The sequence below is a fragment of the Stenotrophomonas sp. As-7 genome (genome assembly GCF_030291015.1).
GTDB lineage: Bacteria > Pseudomonadota > Gammaproteobacteria > Xanthomonadales > Xanthomonadaceae > Stenotrophomonas > Stenotrophomonas lactitubi.
This window is the reverse complement of record NZ_CP127405.1, coordinates 3,479,784-3,495,986: the sequence shown is the minus strand read 5'-3', so window position 1 is coordinate 3,495,986 and position 16,203 is coordinate 3,479,784. Positions and strand designations below refer to the sequence as shown.

The 16,203-nt window shown below is 67.8% G+C and carries 16 protein-coding genes; 10 read left to right on the top strand and 6 right to left on the bottom strand.

Annotation, left to right across the window (positions count from 1 at the left end; all coding sequences use genetic code 11):
• Window positions 1–2 precede the first annotated feature (2 nt).
• Window positions 3–722, top strand: coding sequence for a DNA repair protein RecO (gene recO, locus QP457_RS16110; RefSeq protein ID WP_099818937.1), 720 nt, complete (start codon window positions 3–5; stop codon window positions 720–722).
• Between the two features lie 558 nt (window positions 723–1,280).
• On the opposite strand, the gene QP457_RS16105 is transcribed toward recO, so the two are convergent.
• Window positions 1,281–2,003, bottom strand: coding sequence for a response regulator (locus tag QP457_RS16105; RefSeq protein WP_025879186.1), 723 nt, complete (start codon window positions 2,001–2,003; stop codon window positions 1,281–1,283).
• 128 nt (window positions 2,004–2,131) lie between these two features.
• Between QP457_RS16105 and rlmD the strand changes: the two genes are divergently transcribed.
• Window positions 2,132–3,466, top strand: coding sequence for a 23S rRNA (uracil(1939)-C(5))-methyltransferase RlmD (rlmD, locus tag QP457_RS16100; RefSeq protein ID WP_099818938.1), 1,335 nt, complete (start codon window positions 2,132–2,134; stop codon window positions 3,464–3,466).
• A gap of 49 nt (window positions 3,467–3,515) precedes the next feature.
• Here rlmD and QP457_RS16095 read toward each other — a convergent pair whose 3' ends face one another.
• A complete protein-coding gene (locus QP457_RS16095; protein WP_205406248.1) occupies window positions 3,516–4,136 on the bottom strand; it encodes a hypothetical protein in 621 nt (206 codons plus the stop codon).
• Between the two features lie 93 nt (window positions 4,137–4,229).
• On the opposite strand from QP457_RS16095, the gene QP457_RS16090 reads away from it, so the two are divergent.
• From QP457_RS16090 to QP457_RS16055, 8 genes are all read left to right on the top strand, one after another.
• Window positions 4,230–4,715 (top strand): CYTH domain-containing protein, encoded by a 486-nt coding sequence (locus QP457_RS16090; protein ID WP_100461406.1) that lies wholly within the window; start codon window positions 4,230–4,232, stop codon window positions 4,713–4,715.
• Window positions 4,716–4,807: 92 nt separating this feature from the next.
• On the top strand, window positions 4,808–5,515 hold the full coding sequence (locus QP457_RS16085) for a DsbA family oxidoreductase (protein WP_205406247.1): 708 nt from the start codon (window positions 4,808–4,810) through the stop codon (window positions 5,513–5,515).
• 162 nt (window positions 5,516–5,677) lie between these two features.
• Window positions 5,678–6,685, top strand: a complete 1,008-nt coding sequence (nagZ, locus tag QP457_RS16080; RefSeq protein WP_205406246.1) for a beta-N-acetylhexosaminidase — start codon at window positions 5,678–5,680, stop codon at window positions 6,683–6,685.
• On the top strand, window positions 6,685–7,239 hold the full coding sequence (locus QP457_RS16075) for a hypoxanthine-guanine phosphoribosyltransferase (protein WP_025879180.1): 555 nt from the start codon (window positions 6,685–6,687) through the stop codon (window positions 7,237–7,239). Before nagZ ends, QP457_RS16075 begins: the two co-directional genes overlap by 1 nt.
• 81 nt (window positions 7,240–7,320) lie before the next feature.
• Entirely contained in the window at window positions 7,321–8,067 is a 747-nt protein-coding gene (locus QP457_RS16070) for an S-methyl-5'-thioinosine phosphorylase (RefSeq protein WP_099818943.1), read from the top strand.
• Between the two features lie 88 nt (window positions 8,068–8,155).
• Window positions 8,156–8,362 carry a cold-shock protein gene (locus QP457_RS16065; RefSeq protein ID WP_019183439.1) on the top strand — a complete coding sequence of 69 codons (207 nt, stop codon included), beginning with the start codon at window positions 8,156–8,158 and terminating at the stop codon, window positions 8,360–8,362.
• A gap of 288 nt (window positions 8,363–8,650) precedes the next feature.
• Window positions 8,651–9,919, top strand: a complete 1,269-nt coding sequence (locus tag QP457_RS16060) for an NAD(P)/FAD-dependent oxidoreductase (protein ID WP_180166242.1) — start codon at window positions 8,651–8,653, stop codon at window positions 9,917–9,919.
• 177 nt (window positions 9,920–10,096) lie between these two features.
• Window positions 10,097–10,366: a hypothetical protein gene (locus tag QP457_RS16055; protein ID WP_205406255.1), complete on the top strand. Its 270-nt coding sequence runs from the start codon at window positions 10,097–10,099 to the stop codon at window positions 10,364–10,366.
• A 33-nt stretch (window positions 10,367–10,399) separates the two neighbouring features.
• Here QP457_RS16055 and pdeM read toward each other — a convergent pair whose 3' ends face one another.
• The 4 genes from pdeM to QP457_RS16035 are packed head-to-tail and all read right to left on the bottom strand — an operon-like array spanning window position 10,400 to window position 16,089.
• Window positions 10,400–11,041: a ligase-associated DNA damage response endonuclease PdeM gene (pdeM, locus tag QP457_RS16050; RefSeq protein WP_180166243.1), complete on the bottom strand. Its 642-nt coding sequence runs from the start codon at window positions 11,039–11,041 to the stop codon at window positions 10,400–10,402.
• Window positions 11,031–13,490, bottom strand: coding sequence for a ligase-associated DNA damage response DEXH box helicase (locus tag QP457_RS16045; RefSeq protein ID WP_205406245.1), 2,460 nt, complete (start codon window positions 13,488–13,490; stop codon window positions 11,031–11,033). The genes pdeM and QP457_RS16045 overlap by 11 nt, the downstream gene beginning before the upstream one ends.
• Window positions 13,487–15,094 (bottom strand): ATP-dependent DNA ligase, encoded by a 1,608-nt coding sequence (locus tag QP457_RS16040; RefSeq protein ID WP_205406244.1) that lies wholly within the window; start codon window positions 15,092–15,094, stop codon window positions 13,487–13,489. Before QP457_RS16040 ends, QP457_RS16045 begins: the two co-directional genes overlap by 4 nt.
• Complete coding sequence (locus QP457_RS16035; RefSeq protein ID WP_180166246.1) at window positions 15,091–16,089, bottom strand: ligase-associated DNA damage response exonuclease; 999 nt, start codon at window positions 16,087–16,089, stop codon at window positions 15,091–15,093. Before QP457_RS16035 ends, QP457_RS16040 begins: the two co-directional genes overlap by 4 nt.
• Window positions 16,090–16,203: the final 114 nt, after the last annotated feature.

Genomic DNA, 16,203 nt, shown 5'->3' with positions numbered 1-16,203 from the left:
CGATGCTGATCGAGGACGACACCGGCTTCGTGCTGCATGCGCGGGCCTATCGCGAGACCAGCTTGCTGGTCGAGGTATTGAGCGCCGAGCACGGCCGGATCGGCCTGCTCGCGCGCGGCGTTTCCACCGCCAAGGGCCAGGTGCTGAGAGCGGCCCTGCAGCCCCTGCAGTGGATCCGCTTCAGCGCGCTGCAGCGTGGCGAACTGGCCCAGCTGCGCGGTGCTGAAGCGCTGGATGTGGCGCCGCGCCTGCTCGGCCAGGCCATGCTGGCCGGGTTCTATTTGAGTGAACTGACCCTGCGCCTGGCGCCGCGCCAGGATCCGTTGCCGGAGTTGTACCTGGCCTACGGCGAAGCGCGTGCGCGCCTGGCCGTGGGTGCCGGCCTGGCCTGGACCCTGCGTCGTTTCGAACGCGAGCTGCTGGCGGCGCTGGGCGTGGGCTTCGATCTGGAGACCGCCAGCGATGGCCAGCCGATCGACCCCGCGGCGCGCTATGAACTGGACCCGCAGGAAGGACCGCAGCGCCTGCTCAGCGAGCGCGGCGGCGAGCGTCGTGCAGCGGCTACCGGCTCAGCACTGTTGGCGCTGGCAGCCGACGATGAGCCGGACGCAGCCGATCTGGCCAGCCTGCGCCTGCCGATGCGGCGGGTGCTGGCTCATCACCTTGGCGCGCGCGGGTTGAAGTCGTGGGAGATGCTGGAGCAGCTCGCGCCCAGGCGTTGAGGGGTGTTCGGCAGGGCTTGCAGCCCTGCACCTGCCGAATCAACGTCAACGTCAACGGCAAGAGCTGGCTATCCGTGGGTAGGCGGGGTGGGTCCGGTGGCAGGGGACGCCGTAAATACGTCCCTGTAGGCTCGGTCGCCGCATCCATGCGGCTCACGCCCCTGCCACCGGACCCATCCCGCCTTCGACAATTGTCCGCGAGCTGTCGGAACGGCTTCCGGCTCTGGTAGGTGTCGACCTTGGTCGACACGTAGATCCACGCCATGCGTGGATGCTCTTCGTTCAATTGTCGAAATATTCGATTTCGATGGATTCATCCACGCATGGCGTGGATCTACCAGACAACGGGAAACTGTCAGGGGTGGGGCGGCATGGGTTGGCAGGACCGTTGGCGCCATGGATGGCGCCATCGAGCCCCCATGGATGGGTTTACGGCGTGTCCTGCCAGCCCATGCCGCCCCGCCATCCCGCAGGAAGCCGCTTTGGCTTTGGCCGTTGCTTTGGCCGTTGCTCCGGCCGTTGCCTCTGCGGGTGCCGGGCGCAGCCCGGCCGAACCCCTCAGTGCAGCAGGGCCGCTACGGCGGCGCGGAACCCCGCCTGTGCCTGCCCCGATTCGGGCGTGTGGTGCAGCTGCCGCACCGCGCGTGCCAGTCGCGCTGCACCCACGAACCCGCAGCTGGCCTGCAACCGGTGCAGCTGGCTGCGCAGCTGGCGCTCGTCGTGCTGGTCCACGGCCTGTTCGACCGCGTCGCGCACGCCCGGCAGTTCGGCCAGGAACAGTTCGCGCAGGGCAATCAGGTGGTTGCGCTGGCCATTGAGCGCGGCCAGAGCGGCGGTTTCATCCCAGTCCTCCAGCGCCAGCTCGACCGCCGCTGGCGGCACCGTGGAACCGGCAGGGCTGTTGACCAGCGCACGACGGACCGCCTTCAGCAGCTGGTCGCGGCCCAGCGGCTTGACCAGGGTGTCGCTGAAGCCAGCCTCGCGCAGGCGTGCGTGAATGGCGGCATCGCCGTCGGCGGTATGCGCCAGCGCCGGGGTGTCCGGGTGCGAGCGGCGCAGCTGGTGCAACAGCTGGGCACCATTGCCATCGGGCAGGTTGACGTCGATCAGCCACAGATCGTGGGCACCGGGCTCGGCGCGTGCCAAAGCGCTGGCCAGTGAATCGGCGGTGTCCACATCCGCTGGTAACGTTTCCAACGCCGCTTTGAAAAAACCGCGGCTGATGATGTCGTCCTCGACAAGCAGGAAGCGGGGTCGACTGGCCCGCGGGGTCATCTGCATCAGGGCTGCCTCCATGTCAGCTGGGGTCAATCATCAAGCACGGCGGCGGCGGGCGCAAGCGGCCAGCGGCCCCGCCGGTCAGGATCTGCGACAATACGGCCCCACTTTTGCCCGCAGCCTGTTGCCACGTGGCCCGATCCCGCTCCCGTATCGACCGTACTCCCTTCCAGACCGAGATCCTCGACCTCAGCCATGATGGTCGCGGTGTTGCCCGCCGTGAAGGCGAGGGCGGCAAGGTCACCTTCATCAGCGGCGCCCTGCCGGGCGAAGTGGTGATGGCCGAACAGACCGCCCGCAGCCGCCACTTCGATGAGGCGCGCACGGTGCAGGTGCTGCAGGCCTCGCCGCAGCGGGTCACCCCCAAGTGCCCGCATTTCGGCACCTGCGCCGGCTGCGTGCTGCAGCACCTGGATGAAGACCAGCAGATCGTCGCCAAGCAGCGCGTGCTGATGGACAACCTGGAGCGCATCGGCCATGTGAAGCCGGGCACCGTGTTGCCGCCGCTGGTCGGCGACAGCTGGGGCTACCGCCGCAAGGGCCGGTTCTCTGTGCGCCGGGTCGAGAAGAAGGACAAGACCCTGGTCGGCTTCCGCGAGCAGGACCCGCGCTTCGTCGCGGACCTGCAGCAGTGCCTGACCGTGATCCCGGAAATCGGCACCAAGGTGGAGGTGCTGTCGACCTTCATCGAATCCCTGGACGGCAAGCGCGACATCCCGCAGATCGAGTTCATCGCCGGTGACCAGGCGGTGGTACTGACCGTGCGCCACCTGCAGCCGCTGAGTGACGCTGATCGCGCTGCCTGGGCGGCCTTTGGCCAGCAGCAGGGCTTTGTCATCTACCTGCAGTCGGGTGGCGTGGACACCGTGCAGCCGCTGGACGGGCAGGGCGTGGCGCTGTCGTTCCGGCTGGCGCCGTGGGATGTCGAACTGGCGTTCCGTCCGCTGGATTTCATCCAGGTCAATGCCAAGCTCAACGAGAAGATGATCGCCCACGCGCTGGACCTGCTTGAGCCGGGTGCCGACGAGCGCGTGCTGGACCTGTTCTGTGGCCTGGGCAACTTCACCCTGCCGCTGGCACGCAAGGTGCGCGAAGTGGTGGGCGTGGAAGGTGATGCCGGGCTGGTGGCGCGTGCGCGCGAGAACGCCGAGCGCAACGGACTGGCCAACGCGCAGTTCTACAGCGCCGACCTGACCCAGGACCAGCGCAGCACGCCGTGGATGCGCCAGGGCTTCGACAAACTGCTGCTGGATCCGCCGCGTTCCGGTGCCATCGAAGTGCTGCAGCAGCTGCCGTTGAAGCAGTTCAAGCGCATCGTCTATGTCAGCTGCCATCCGGGCTCGCTGGCCCGCGATGCCGGCTACCTGGTCAACGAACAGGGCTTCACTCTGGTCAGCGCCGGTGCGATGGACATGTTCCCGCATACCGCGCATGTGGAAAGCATCGCGGTGTTCGAAAAGCGTTGATGAATGCAGCGCCGGGGTCTGCCCGGCGCCTGCTGCGGAAGCAGCGCGCTCAGTCGGCCGGGGCGTTCTGCCACTGGCCGTCCACGCGCACGAAGGCCATGGACTGCTCGCCGTGCTCGTTGCCGTCGCCGGCGCGCACCGTGCATTCGATGACGGCCCTGTCGCTGGCAACGTCGCAGCTCCTCACGTCCTGCACCTGCAGGGTGCCGGCCGCCTGCTCGTAGCGTGCGCGCAGGGCGGGGTCGGCCTGCTGCTGCGCCTGTGCGGCGATCCGTTCCCGCAGCAGGGCCTGCACCCGATCCTTCGGCGGCGCCGGAACCGGGACATCGCGCTGGTCAGGCAGGGTCCACACGCCGCCCACCAGTGCCAGCCGCAGCAGCTGCGGTCGCGAATCGATGCCTGCGCTGGCGGTGGCGATGCAATCGACGGCGTCGCCGGCCTCGGCGGCTGCGCAGCTGTCCAGGGCCTGCAGGCGGGGCCGGAAGGTCTCGGCGACCAGGCGGCTGCTGTCGCTGGCGGGGCGATCGGCAATGGCCTGATCGAACATCCGGTCCATCGCGGCCTGTGCCTGCTGCAGCGATGGCATCGCCGTTGATGCGGCATTGGCGGCCACACACGGCAGCAGTGCCGACAGGGCAAGGCAGCGACGAAGACGACGGGAAAGTGTCATGAGCGACCATTCCTTGGTTGGGGGCCGCGCAGTGTAGTCGTGCCTGTCGCCGCGCCGATAGGCAGCGTCTGGCGTGAGCCGCATACTGTGCCCATGGGCATTGAAATCGAACGCAAATTCCTCGTCACCCATGATGGGTGGCGCACCGCCGCGCACCGGGTCATCCCGATGGCGCAGGGCTACATCAACGATCTGGGTGCGCTCGACCGCGGCACCCAGAACGCCTCGGTGCGGGTCCGCATCGAAGGCGAGAAGGCCGCACTGAACCTGAAGTCGCGAACGCTGGGCCATACCCGGCAGGAGTTCGACTACCCGATCCCGGTGCAGGACGCGCGCGACCTGCTGGCGCTGTGCGTCGGCGGCCTGATCGACAAGCGCCGGCACCTGGTCGAGTACGCCGGCCTGACCTGGGAAGTGGACGAGTTCCTTGGCGACAACGCCGGCCTGGTGGTTGCCGAAGTCGAGCTCGACAGCGCTGATCAGGCCATCGACCTGCCGGACTGGATCGGCGCTGAGGTGACCGACGACGCGCGCTACTACAACGTGGCGTTGGCCAATAATCCCTATTCACAGTGGTGAAGTAGAGGGGCGTCTTGATCCCAGCTGTGCAGAATGCGACTTAATTCCCTCCGTCCCCTTTTTTCGGGGCGAGCAGGCCACATGTCGCAGGGATGAGAATCGACATCTACTCCGACGTGGTCTGCCCCTGGTGCTGGATCGGCAAGCATCGCTTCCAGCAGGGTGTGCAGTTGCTGGGCGCCGACGCGCCCGAACTTGAGATCCACTGGCAGCCGTTCCAGCTCGATCCGGATGCGGACGCCACCCCGGTGCCGCTGCGCGAGGCCTATGAGCGCAAGTTCGGCGGTGCCGAGCGCACCGAGCAGATTCTTGGCCAGACCCAGACCACTGCGCGGGCCGAGGGCTTGCCGATGGACTTCGGCCAGGGCCAGGTGCGGGTAACCACGCTGCCGGCGCATCGCCTGTTGTGGCTGGCTGGCCAGCACGGCGTGCAGGAGGCGGTCGGCGAGGCGCTGTTCCGCGCCCACTTCGAGCATGGGCGGAATCTGGCCGACCCGGCGGTGCTGGTCGAGGCCGGCGCCGCAGGTGGTCTGGGCGCAGATGAGATCCAGCAGATGCTGGCCGGCGATCGTGGCCTGGCCGAAGTGGAAGCGGGCCTGGCGCAGGCCCATGCCCTGGGTATCTCCTCGGTGCCCACCTTCGTCATCGACGGCCGCTGGGCTGTATCCGGCGCGCAGCCGCCGGAAGCCTTCGCCAACGCGCTGCGCCAGATTGCCGTCGAGCAGGCGACAGGGCGGGGCGCGCAGGGTGCCCCGGATGGCAGCGACGACGCCTGCGGCGCGGACGGTTGCAAGGTCTGACCGGACCGCAACAGGGGACGGGGGGGATTAAGTCGTATTCGGCACCAGTGGGCCGATTGCGCGTTAATCCCCTCCGTCCCCTTTTTTGACCACTGCGCCTGTTGGCCGGTTCTGCGACAATGCGGCACTGCGCCATGCGGGCGCCCGTTGTGGAGATCGACCATGCTGCTGATCGGCGTTGCCGGCACTGAACTGACCGCCCAGGAACGTGACTGGCTGCAGCACGATGCTGTGGCCGGGGTGGTGCTGTTCAAGCGCAACTTCGCTTCGCGGCAGCAGGTGACCGAACTGTCGGCGGCGATCCGCGCTGCCGCACCGCGCCCGCAGTTGATCTGCGTGGACCAGGAAGGGGGGCGCGTGCAGCGCTTCCGCGAGGGCTTCAGCGAGCTGCCGCCGCTGCAGGACATTGGTGTCCAGTACGCCAGGGACCCCGACGCTGCGCTTGCCTTGGCCGAGCAGCACGCCTGGCTGATGGCCAGTGAAGTGCGTGCCAGCGGTGTGGACCTGAGCTTCGCGCCGGTGGTCGACCTTGGGCGTGGCAATCGCGCCATCGGCAACCGTGCCTTCAGTGAAGACCCGCAGGTCGTGGCCGCGTTCACCGCCGCCTATGTGCGTGGCATGCACGCGGTCGGCATGGCCGCCACCCTCAAGCATTTCCCCGGCCATGGCACCGTGCTGGAAGACACCCATGTGGATACCGCGATCGATCCGCGTGCGCTGGATGAACTACGCGCACAGGATCTGGTCCCGTTCGCGGCCGGTATCGCCGCCGGTGCCGATGCGGTGATGATGGCGCACGTGATCTATCCGCAGGTTGCGCCGGAACCGGCTGGCTACTCGCCGCGCTGGATCCAGCAGATCCTGCGTGGCGAGCTCGGCTTCCGCGGCGTGGTGTTCTCCGATGACATCGGCATGGCCGCCTCGCACAGCGCCGGTGGCGTGCCGGCGCGCGTGCACGCACACCTGGATGCCGGCTGCGACGTGGTGCTGGTCTGCCACCCGGAACTGGTCGATGAAGCCCTGCACGCGGTGCAGGGACGCTCCCTCAATACCGCCGCGCTGCTGGGCCTGCTCGGCCGCGGCGCGCTTGGCTGGGATGGCCTGCTGGCCGATGCCCGCCATGGCGACACCCAATCCCGTCTGCTTCAAACCCTTGGAAGAACCGTCTGATGCCGAACCTCACCATTTCCCAGGCCCTGGCCCAAGCCGACCTGCTGGTCGATCGTCCCACCATCGACAAGGCCATTGCCGGCATCGCCGACGCCATCGCGCGCGATTACCAGGGCGAGGTGCCGCTGTTCCTGTCGATCATGCACGGTGCGCTGCCGTTCGCAGGCCAGCTGGCACTGGAACTGGGGGCGCGTGGCCAGGACGTGCAGTTCGATTACCTGCACGCCACCCGTTACCGTGGCGAGACCACCGGTGGCGACCTGGTGTGGAAGCACAAGCCGGCCACCGCGCTGTTCGGTCGCCGCGTGCTGCTGGTCGATGACATCCTCGACGAGGGTTACACCCTGCAGGGCGTGCGCACCTGGTGCCTGGAGCAGGGCGCGACCGACGTGCGCATTGCCGCGATGACCGTGAAGAAGCACGATCGCGCGCTGCCGGACGTCACCGCCGACTACGCCGGCATCGAACTGCCGGATCGCTACGTGTTCGGTTTCGGCATGGACGTCAACGAAACCCTGCGCTGCGTGCCGGCCATCTACGCGATGAAGGAATAACAACGCGGCCGCCTGCGGCCCGCGTTTCCTGCCGCCGGCATCCTCGGGTGCCGGCGTTCTTTTTTCTCTGGAGTGCTCTTCATGCAACAGATCGCCCTGGCCGTGATTGGCGGCACCGGTGTCTACAACCTGGCCAAGCTTGACGACGTGCAGACCCACGAAGTCTCGACCCGTTTCGGACAGCCGTCCGGCCCGGTGCGGGTCGGGACATTGCTCGGTCATCGCGTGGCTTTCCTGGCGCGCCACGGTGAAGGTCATTCGCTGCCGCCGCACAAGATCAACTACCGCGCCAACCTGGCCGCGCTGCAGCAGATCGGCGCGCAGCGTGTGTTGGCGCTGAATACCGTGGGCGGCATCGGTGACGATTTCGGTCCGCGCGTGCTGGCCTGTCCGGATCAGGTAATCGATTACACCTGGGGCCGGATCAGCACGATCTGCGAAGAAGAAGGCACCGACGTGGTGCACGTCGACTTCGGCCATCCGTACACGCCGATGCTGCGCAGCAAGATCCTGGCGGCGGCGAAGGTGACCGGCGTGAAGGTCCACGATGGCGGTTGCTACGGCGCAACGCAGGGCCCGCGACTGGAAACCATCGCTGAAATCGCGCGTATGCGCCGCGATGGTTGCGACCTGGTGGGCATGACCGGTATGCCCGAAGCGGCGCTGGCACGCGAGCTGGGGCTGGATTACGCCTGCCTGGCGATCGTTGCCAACTGGGCCGCCGGGTGCGGTGACGGCGAGGAAATCACCATGGCCGAAGTACTGGCCAATGTGCAGGCCGCCAGCAACGGACTTCCGGAACTGGTCGGCGAATTGGCGCGGGGGTGATTGTCTTCGCGTAACAAGCTTTGCATACTCAGCTTGTGCGCGGGTTCAGCGTACACCACCCATTCATTGCATAAGGTCACGCATCACCATGCCGAACGGTACCGTCAAGTGGTTCAACGACGCCAAGGGATTTGGCTTCATCTCGCCGGAGGACGGCAGCGCCGACGTCTTCGCGCACTTCTCCGCGATCAACTCCAAGGGCTTCCGCAGTCTGCAGGAAGGCCAGAAGGTCACCTACGACGTGACCCAGGGCCCGAAGGGCGCCCAGGCCTCGAACATCGTTCCGGCCGAGTGATCCACTCGATAGTGCGTTGAGAACCCCGCTTCGGCGGGGTTTTTTTTTGCGGGCCGTGAACGTGAAGATGCCCTTGCTGTGGGAGCGCCTGTCCTTGCGTGCGAATGTCCCCCGGCGCCGGCCTGCGGCCATCGCCTCCTCCTTTACTTCGCACGCAAGGACAGGCGCTTCCGTTGCGGAATCACGCGCGCGCCAACAGAGGCCATGAAAGCCGGCGGAGCCCGATGCACCGCTTCTGCTGGGAAGGCAGCTGATGTACCGCCCCTGCGCCGATGGCACAATGCGGGCATGACGGAACGACTGCGCATCGCCGTAATTGGATACGGCACCGCTGGCCAGGCATTGGCCATCCTGCTCACCCGTGATGGCCACGAGGTGGAGATCTTCGAACGCGTGCCGACGCCAGGGCCGGTGGGCGCAGGATTCCTGCTGCAGCCCAGCGGACTGCAGGTGCTGTGGCAGATGGGCCTGCTCGATGCGGTGCGTGGCTACGCCATGCCGGTGCGCCGGCTGTATGGCGATACCCCGTGCGAGCGCGCGGTGATGGACATGGGCTATGACGGCCTGGATGCGCGCCTGCATGGCCTGGGCATGCAGCGGGGCGCGTTGTTCTCGGTGCTGGACCAGGCGCGCGAAGGCGCCGGCGAGCTGCACGTCGGTACGACCATCGTCGAGGTCGACCACCAGCAGGGGCGCTTGCGCGACAGCGACGGCCGCACGCATGGACCGTTCGATCTGGTGGTTGCCGCCGACGGCGCTGCGTCCACGCTGCGCAACGGCATCGACGGTGGCGCGGCGCTGGACCGGGTGTACCCGTGGGGCGCGCTGTGGTGCCTGTTGCCGGCCGAAGACTGGCCGCACATGCAGCAGCTGCGGCAGCGCTACGTCGCCGCGCGCAAGATGATCGGCCTGCTGCCGGTCGGTACCCGTCCGGGTGACGATACGCCTCGCCTGAGCTTCTTCTGGAGCCTGCCGCGCGCGGATTTCGAGCGCTGGCAGGGCGACGGCATGGCGCCCTGGCTGGAAGAACTGCATACGCTGTGGCCACAGGCGGGCGCGCGCTTTACCCATCTGCAGGACGCTGGGCAACTGGCGCGCGCGGTGTACCGCGATGCCGTGATGAAGCGTTGGCATCAGGGCCGGCTGGTACTGGTCGGTGATGCAGCACATGCGATGAGCCCGCAGCTGGGGCAGGGCGTGAACATGGCGCTGCTGGATGCGCTGGCACTGCGCGACGCGTTGCGCACCCACGGTGCAGGCGAACCTGCATTGCAGGCTTACCAAGCGCAACGGCGTGCGCACGTGGCGGTCTATCAGCGCTGGAGCCGCTGGCTGACGCCGCTGTTCCAGTCCGATCGCGATGCGTGGGCAAAAGCCCGCGACGTGCTGCTGGGGCCGATGGGACGACTGCCTGGCGGGCGCGGGCACATGCTGCGCGTGCTCAGCGGTACCCAGCACGGGTGGCTGGGCGCGTTGCCGCTCGATCCGGCATTCATCGACGCGCTGGCCGCCGCACCCTCGGCCGCACAGAGCGTGGCAATTCCGGCCACCGCGTGAATCTTTCGTCACGTCGATTAACGATTACCTCACCCCGTATATGCGACAAGAGATGAGCACGCGGCAGCCGCGTCGCCCGTTTTCCTTTTCGTGATCGATCATCGCGTGGCCCGGGTGGCGCCGCCGTCGCTGCCTGCTGCGGCCCGGATGCGCCGCACGATGCACGAGGAGGACGCCATGTTGTTCGCGGTCGAGAAGCTGGAATCGGAAATCTGCAAGCTGCGCGGTCTGCTGCGGATGCTGCACGAGGACCAGCCCGACGTACTGGAAGATGTGTTCGAGTTCCATGTCGGCAGTTTGATCAGCCACGCATCACCGGAAAACCACGACCATATCCGCGCCTGCGCCCACGAGATGCTGGTGGCGATACAGGCGCTGCCGCGCCACGCTGACGAGCAAGTGTCGGATTTCAGCCTGATGCCCGGGATCGTCGCCCGCCCGTCGTAATGCAGGGCAGGCCTCGACGCAGGCCTCGACGAGTCAGCGAACCGGCAGCGGCACCACGCTGTCTTCCACACAGGCGAGCAGCTGTTCGCCCGGTGCCAGTACAGGCACGACACCGGCGGTGAATGCAGAGAACGCCGGCAGGATGGTGATGCCCTGGCGCAGCCAGAACGCGGGAAAGCGTCGACGCAGCGCCGGCAACGCAACCTGCGGGTGCACATGGCCGGCAAGCACGTGCGTGGAGGCATCGGCCAGCGGCTCGTGCCGCAGCAGGAACGGCCCCAAGCGTGCGTCGTCATGCATCTGCACCTGTAGCGCGGCCTTCGGTAGATCACGGTCGTGATTGCCGCGCACCACGTGGATGTCCAGCGCAGCATGCTGCTCGCGCCAACCGAGCCATTGCTGGTACCAGGCCGCGCGATGCGCCGGACCATGCAGGACGTCGCCGAGAATCCACAGTTGCTGGCAGTGGTGGGTGGTCACCAGTTCCTGCAGGCGCTTCAGGTCATCGCCGGTACCGCCGGCCGGCAGGGCGATTCCCGCGCGCCGGAATACGTCCGCCTTGCCCAGGTGCAGGTCGGCGATCAACAACGCGCGACGTGCCGGCCACAGCAGCGCCCGACCACCCAGCAGCAGCATCGACTCACCGCCCAGCTGCAGCGGCAGATCAGCGGCCATGGCGGCGCTCCAGCTGCTGCGCCGCACGCTGCACGCGCGTGCGCCAGTCTTCATTGCTGAACTGCCCACGCAGGCGCTCGGCCCACAGCGGAAATGCCAGTGGGGTCAGTGAGGATGGCTGCTGCAACGACAACGAACGTGTGGCGATGCCTGCCAGCACCTGCTGCAGTCCGGGCAGATCCAGGCTGTCGTGCAGCACCTCATGCTCGGCCAATGCCAGCAGCAGATGCTCCGGGTCGTGCTCGCGCAGCACGTCATGCAGCAGACCGGCGGAAGCCTGCAGCTGGCGCAGCGAGCGCGGCATGCCACCGGGCAGGCTGGGCACCAGCAGGCCCGACACGCGCGCGATGCCGCGGAACTGACGGCGCGTCAGCTCGCCCAGGTTCACCGCTTCGCGCAGGTCCTGCAGCAGACCGTCAGCATCCAGCATCGCCCGCCAGTCCTGTTCCTGCAGTTCCACCGGCGTTGCCGGCGCGAGTACCAGACCATGGTCGTTCACCGCATAGCCGATGCTGTTGCGCTGCTGCCGGGTGCAGCGCAGGGCAAGCAGCGCGGCCAACGCTTCGTGCACATGGCGGCCCGCAAAGGGATAGACGAACAGGAACTGGCCCTCGCGCCGACGCACATCTTCCACCAGCAGGTGGCCAGGTGATGGCGGCGCAGACAGCTGCGACTGCAACGCCCGCAGCGGCGCAAGCCAGCGCGACTCCGCACTCTGGTCGGCGCCCGACAGCACCCTCTCCAGTTCGCGCCCCAGTGGCATCGACAACGGCAGCTGCCCGCCCTGCCAGCGCGGCACCACGCCATCGCCGCCACCGCGTGCCACGCGCACGAACGCGGTCATGTCGCGCAGCTGCACCAGCTCCAGCAGACGCCCGGCAAACTGGAAGCGGTCGCCCCGGCGCAGGCGGCTGGCGAACTGCTCTTCCACCGCGCCCAGACTGCCGCCACGCAGGAACTGCACGCGCACGCTGCCGTCGCTGCTGATGGTGCCGATCGACAGCCGATGGCGCAGCGCCTGGCGGCGATCGGGCATGCGGTAGAGACCATCGGCATCGCGTACCACCTTGTGGAACTCCGGATACCGGGACAGTGCTCGTCCGCCCTGCACGATGAAATCGAGCACGGCATTCCACTGTGCGTCGTCCAGCGCGGCGAAGGCATGCGTGTCACGAACCTGCTGCAACAGTGCATCGGCATCGAAGCCGCCAGCCAGTGCGCGGCTGACGGCATGCTGGGCCAGTACATCCAGTGACAAGGTAGGGGGACGTCGTGCTTCGATCACCCCGTCATGCAGCGCGCGTCGGGCCGCCGCGTACTCGGCCAGTTCCAGCGCGTGGCTGGGAATGCACAGTATCTCGCCGCTGGCGCCGGGCCGATGGCGCGCACGCCCGGCCCGCTGGCGCAGGCGGGCTACGCCCTTCGGACTGCCCAGCTGCAGCACCTGGTCCACTTCCGGAAAGTCCACACCCAGATCCAGGCTGGACGTGGCCACCACGCACCGCAGCGTGCCGGCACGCAGTCCGTCTTCCACCTGCTGGCGCAGCGTGGGATCCAATGAGCCGTGGTGCAGGGCGAGCGTCCCGGCATCCTCCGGCCACACCGCCGCGAGGGCCTGGTGCCACAGTTCCGCCTGTGCACGGGTATTGGTGAAGAGCAGGCTGCTGCGTGCGCGGAACACTGCATCGAGCACACGCGGCAGTTGCGCCAGGCCTAGATGCCCGGCCCAGGGAAAGCGTTCGCCGGGTTCGGGCAGCAGGCTGCGGATCTTTACCGGCCGCTGCCGTGCGCCCTCCACGATCGGTGCCTGTGGCTGGTGCGGCAGCAGTACGTCGCGTGCCTGCGGCAGGTTGCCCAATGTTGCCGACAGCCCCCACAGCTGCATCGTGGGTGCTGTCTGACGCAACAGCGCCAGGTTCAACTGCAGCAGCACGCCGCGCTTGTTGCCCAGCAGTTCGTGCCATTCGTCCACCACAACGCAGCGCAGCTGGCGCATGCGTTCAAGGGTGTCGGGATAGCTGAGCAGCAGCGCCAGCGACTCCGGTGTGGTCACCAGTACGTCGATGCGACCTTCGCGGGCCAGGCGCCTGTCGCGGTTGCTGGCATCGCCGCTGCGCAGCCCCACGCGCCAGCCCAGGCCAAGGCCGTCGATCGGTGCCTGCAGCGCGCGTGCGGTATCGCTGGCCAGCGCCCGCAGCGGTGTCACCCACAGCACCTGCAGCGGGCGTACCGCGCTGGCACGACGCGGTGTGGGGGGCGGGTCGAGCATCGCCTGCAGCAAGGGGCCGCCGAACATGGCCAGAGTTTTGCCGCTGCCGGTGGGGGTGTGCAGCAGGCCGGATTCTCCGGCCAGATAGTGGCGCCACATCGCGCGCTGGAAGGGCAGGGGGCGCCAACCGCGGCTGCCGAACCAGTCGTTCAGGCGCTGCAGCGCATCGCTGCGCTTCATCGCGCCAGTGCCTGCAACTGGGCCAGGTGGTCGGCTTCGGCAGCCGGTTTGTCGTGACGCCAGCGCAGGATGCGTGGAAAGCGCACGGCAATGCCGGACTTGTGCCGCGCGCTGCGGTTGACCGCTTCGAAGCCGAGTTCGAACACCTGCTCGGCACTGACGCTGCGTACCGGACCGAAGCGCTCGCGGGTATGCGCGCGGATCCAACGATCGAGGGCGAGGATTTCCTTGTCGTCCAGCCCGGAATAGGCCTTGGCCACGGGAACCAGCGTGTCGCCGTCCCAGACCCCGAAGGTGTAGTCGGTGTAGAGCGTGCTGCGCCGGCCATGACCCGCCTGTGCATACAGCAGTACGGCGTCGATGGTGAGCGGCTCGACCTTCCACTTCCACCAGTCGCCGCGGCGACGCCCGGACTGGTAGATCGAATCGCGGCGCTTCAGCATCAGCCCTTCCACGCCGCGCTCGCGCGATGCTTCGCGCAGCTGCGCGGCATGCTGCCAATCGTCGGCGGGCACCTCGGGCGACAGCTGGATGCGCGGATCGCCGAGCGCGCCGACCACCTCGGCCAACTGCGCGCGACGTTGTTGCAGTGGCAGCGCACGCAGGTCTTCACCGTCGCGTTCAAGCAGATCGTAGGCGAGCACGCGCACCGGTGTGTTGCGCAGGGTGGCGGCGCCGGGTTTGCGGCGCTGGATGCGGGTCTGCAGCGCGGTGAATGCACGCGGCAGATTGTCAGCATCGTCCCATGCCAGCAGCTCGCCATCCAGCACGCAGCCATCGGGCAGTGATGCGGCGGCCTGTTCGATCTCCGGGAAGCGACCGTCCAGCCGTTCTTCGCCGCGCGACCACAGCGCCACCTCACCCTGGCGCCGCAGCAACTGCAGGCGGATGCCATCCCACTTCCATTCCAGCAGCCAGTTGCTGATGTCGCCCAGCCGCTCGGTGGGCTCACCTTCCAGCGGCGAGGCCAGGAAGAACGGATAGGGCTGCTGGCGATCGGTCGGCAGTTCTTCGGCAGACAACAAAGTGGCCAGCAGGCCGGGGGAGGGCACCCAGTCGCCGAGCATGCGCTGGGCGATACGAGCGATGTCCAGTCCGGACCACTCGGCCAATGCCTGCTGCACCACGCGCTGCGACACGCCAACGCGCAGTGCGCCGGTCAGCAGCTTGTTGAAGACCAGGCGTTCGGCCGATGCAAGCTGTCGCCAGCCCTCGACTACAGCGGCACGACGCACGGGCTCCGGCTGGTTGGCGACGGCAAGCAGGTGCTGTTCGATCCAGTCGGCCAGGGGGCGATCCTCGCCTTCGCTGTCAGGATCATCCAGCAGCAGCGTGAGTGTTTCGGCAAGGTCGCCGACCTGCGCGTAGCTGTCCTCGACCAGCCATGGCGGCAGGCCGGATTCTTCGGCGATCCACGCCCGCAGTTCGCCACTGCCTGCAATCTTGCGGCGCGCGCCGCTCACCTTGCCGCCGCTGAGCAGGTACAGCGCCCACGCCGCGTCGTGCGGTCGTGCATGCTGGAAGTAGTCGATCAATGCCGCGCGCTTGTCCAGCGTCGCGGTGCTGCGATCCAGCCGCTGGTACAGCGCGGCGAAGGCCTTCATTCCTCGCCTCCGAAATCGGTGCGGAAGGCTTCGGCGGCAATGCCGCGTTCGCGCAGGTACGGAATCAGCGCATCGGTGTTGCCGTGGGTGGCGATGATCCTCTGCGCGCCGGTCTGCGTGATGGTCTGCAGGAGTGCTGGCCAATCGGCATGGTCGGAGATCACGAAGCCACGGTCGACGTTGCGGCGGCGGCGGTTGCCGCGCAACTGCATCCAGCCCGAGGCGAAGCCGAGCTGGTGGCGGCCGAACCGACGCAGCCATGGCGTGCCGGCGGCCGAGGGTGGCGCCAGGATCAGCTGGCCTGCGGCATCGGGCTGACGTCCCTGCTCGGCAACCGTGAGCGTTTCGAGCATCGGTACACCGGCCTGGCGATAGACGGCGACGCCGTTGGCGATGGCGCCATGCAGCCAGGCAGGCTGGTCATCCACCGCGCGCAGCTCGGCAAGCACACGTTGCGCCTTGCCCAGTGCATAACAGAGCAGTACGGCCGCCTCCCCGCGCTGCGCACACTCACGACGCCAGGCGGCGATCTCGGCCGCCACGGCGCGGGTATCCGGCCAGCGATAGATCGGCAGTGCAAAGGTCGCCTCGGTGATGAAGGTATCGCAGGGCACCACTTCGAACGGTGTGCAGGTGGGGTCGGGCTGGCGTTTGTAGTCGCCCGACGCCACCCAGACCTGCTCACCGTCGTCGATGCGCACCTGCGACGAGCCGAGCACGTGGCCGGCCGGATGCAGTGATACCTGCACCCGGCCCAGCGCGAACGGCACGCCCTCGGCATGCGCGTGCAGCGGCACATCGCCCAGGCGCCAGCGCAGGATCGGCACGCTGCCGGTGCTGCAGTGGTATTCCCCCATGCCCGGACGCGCATGGTCGCCATGGCCATGGGTGATGACCGCGCGCGGCACCGGCCGCCAGGGATCGATATGGAAATCGCCTGCCGCGCAGTACAGCCCTTCCGGCCGCAGTACCACCAGATCGTCATTGCCTGCCATGCCCTCACTGTGGCGTGGCGGTCGTGCACGCGGCGAGAATCGGCCTGAACGCGGGGTTGCCGGACGATACGGCACAATCGGGCCGCACACCTCTTGCCGGCGGGGAAGGAACCG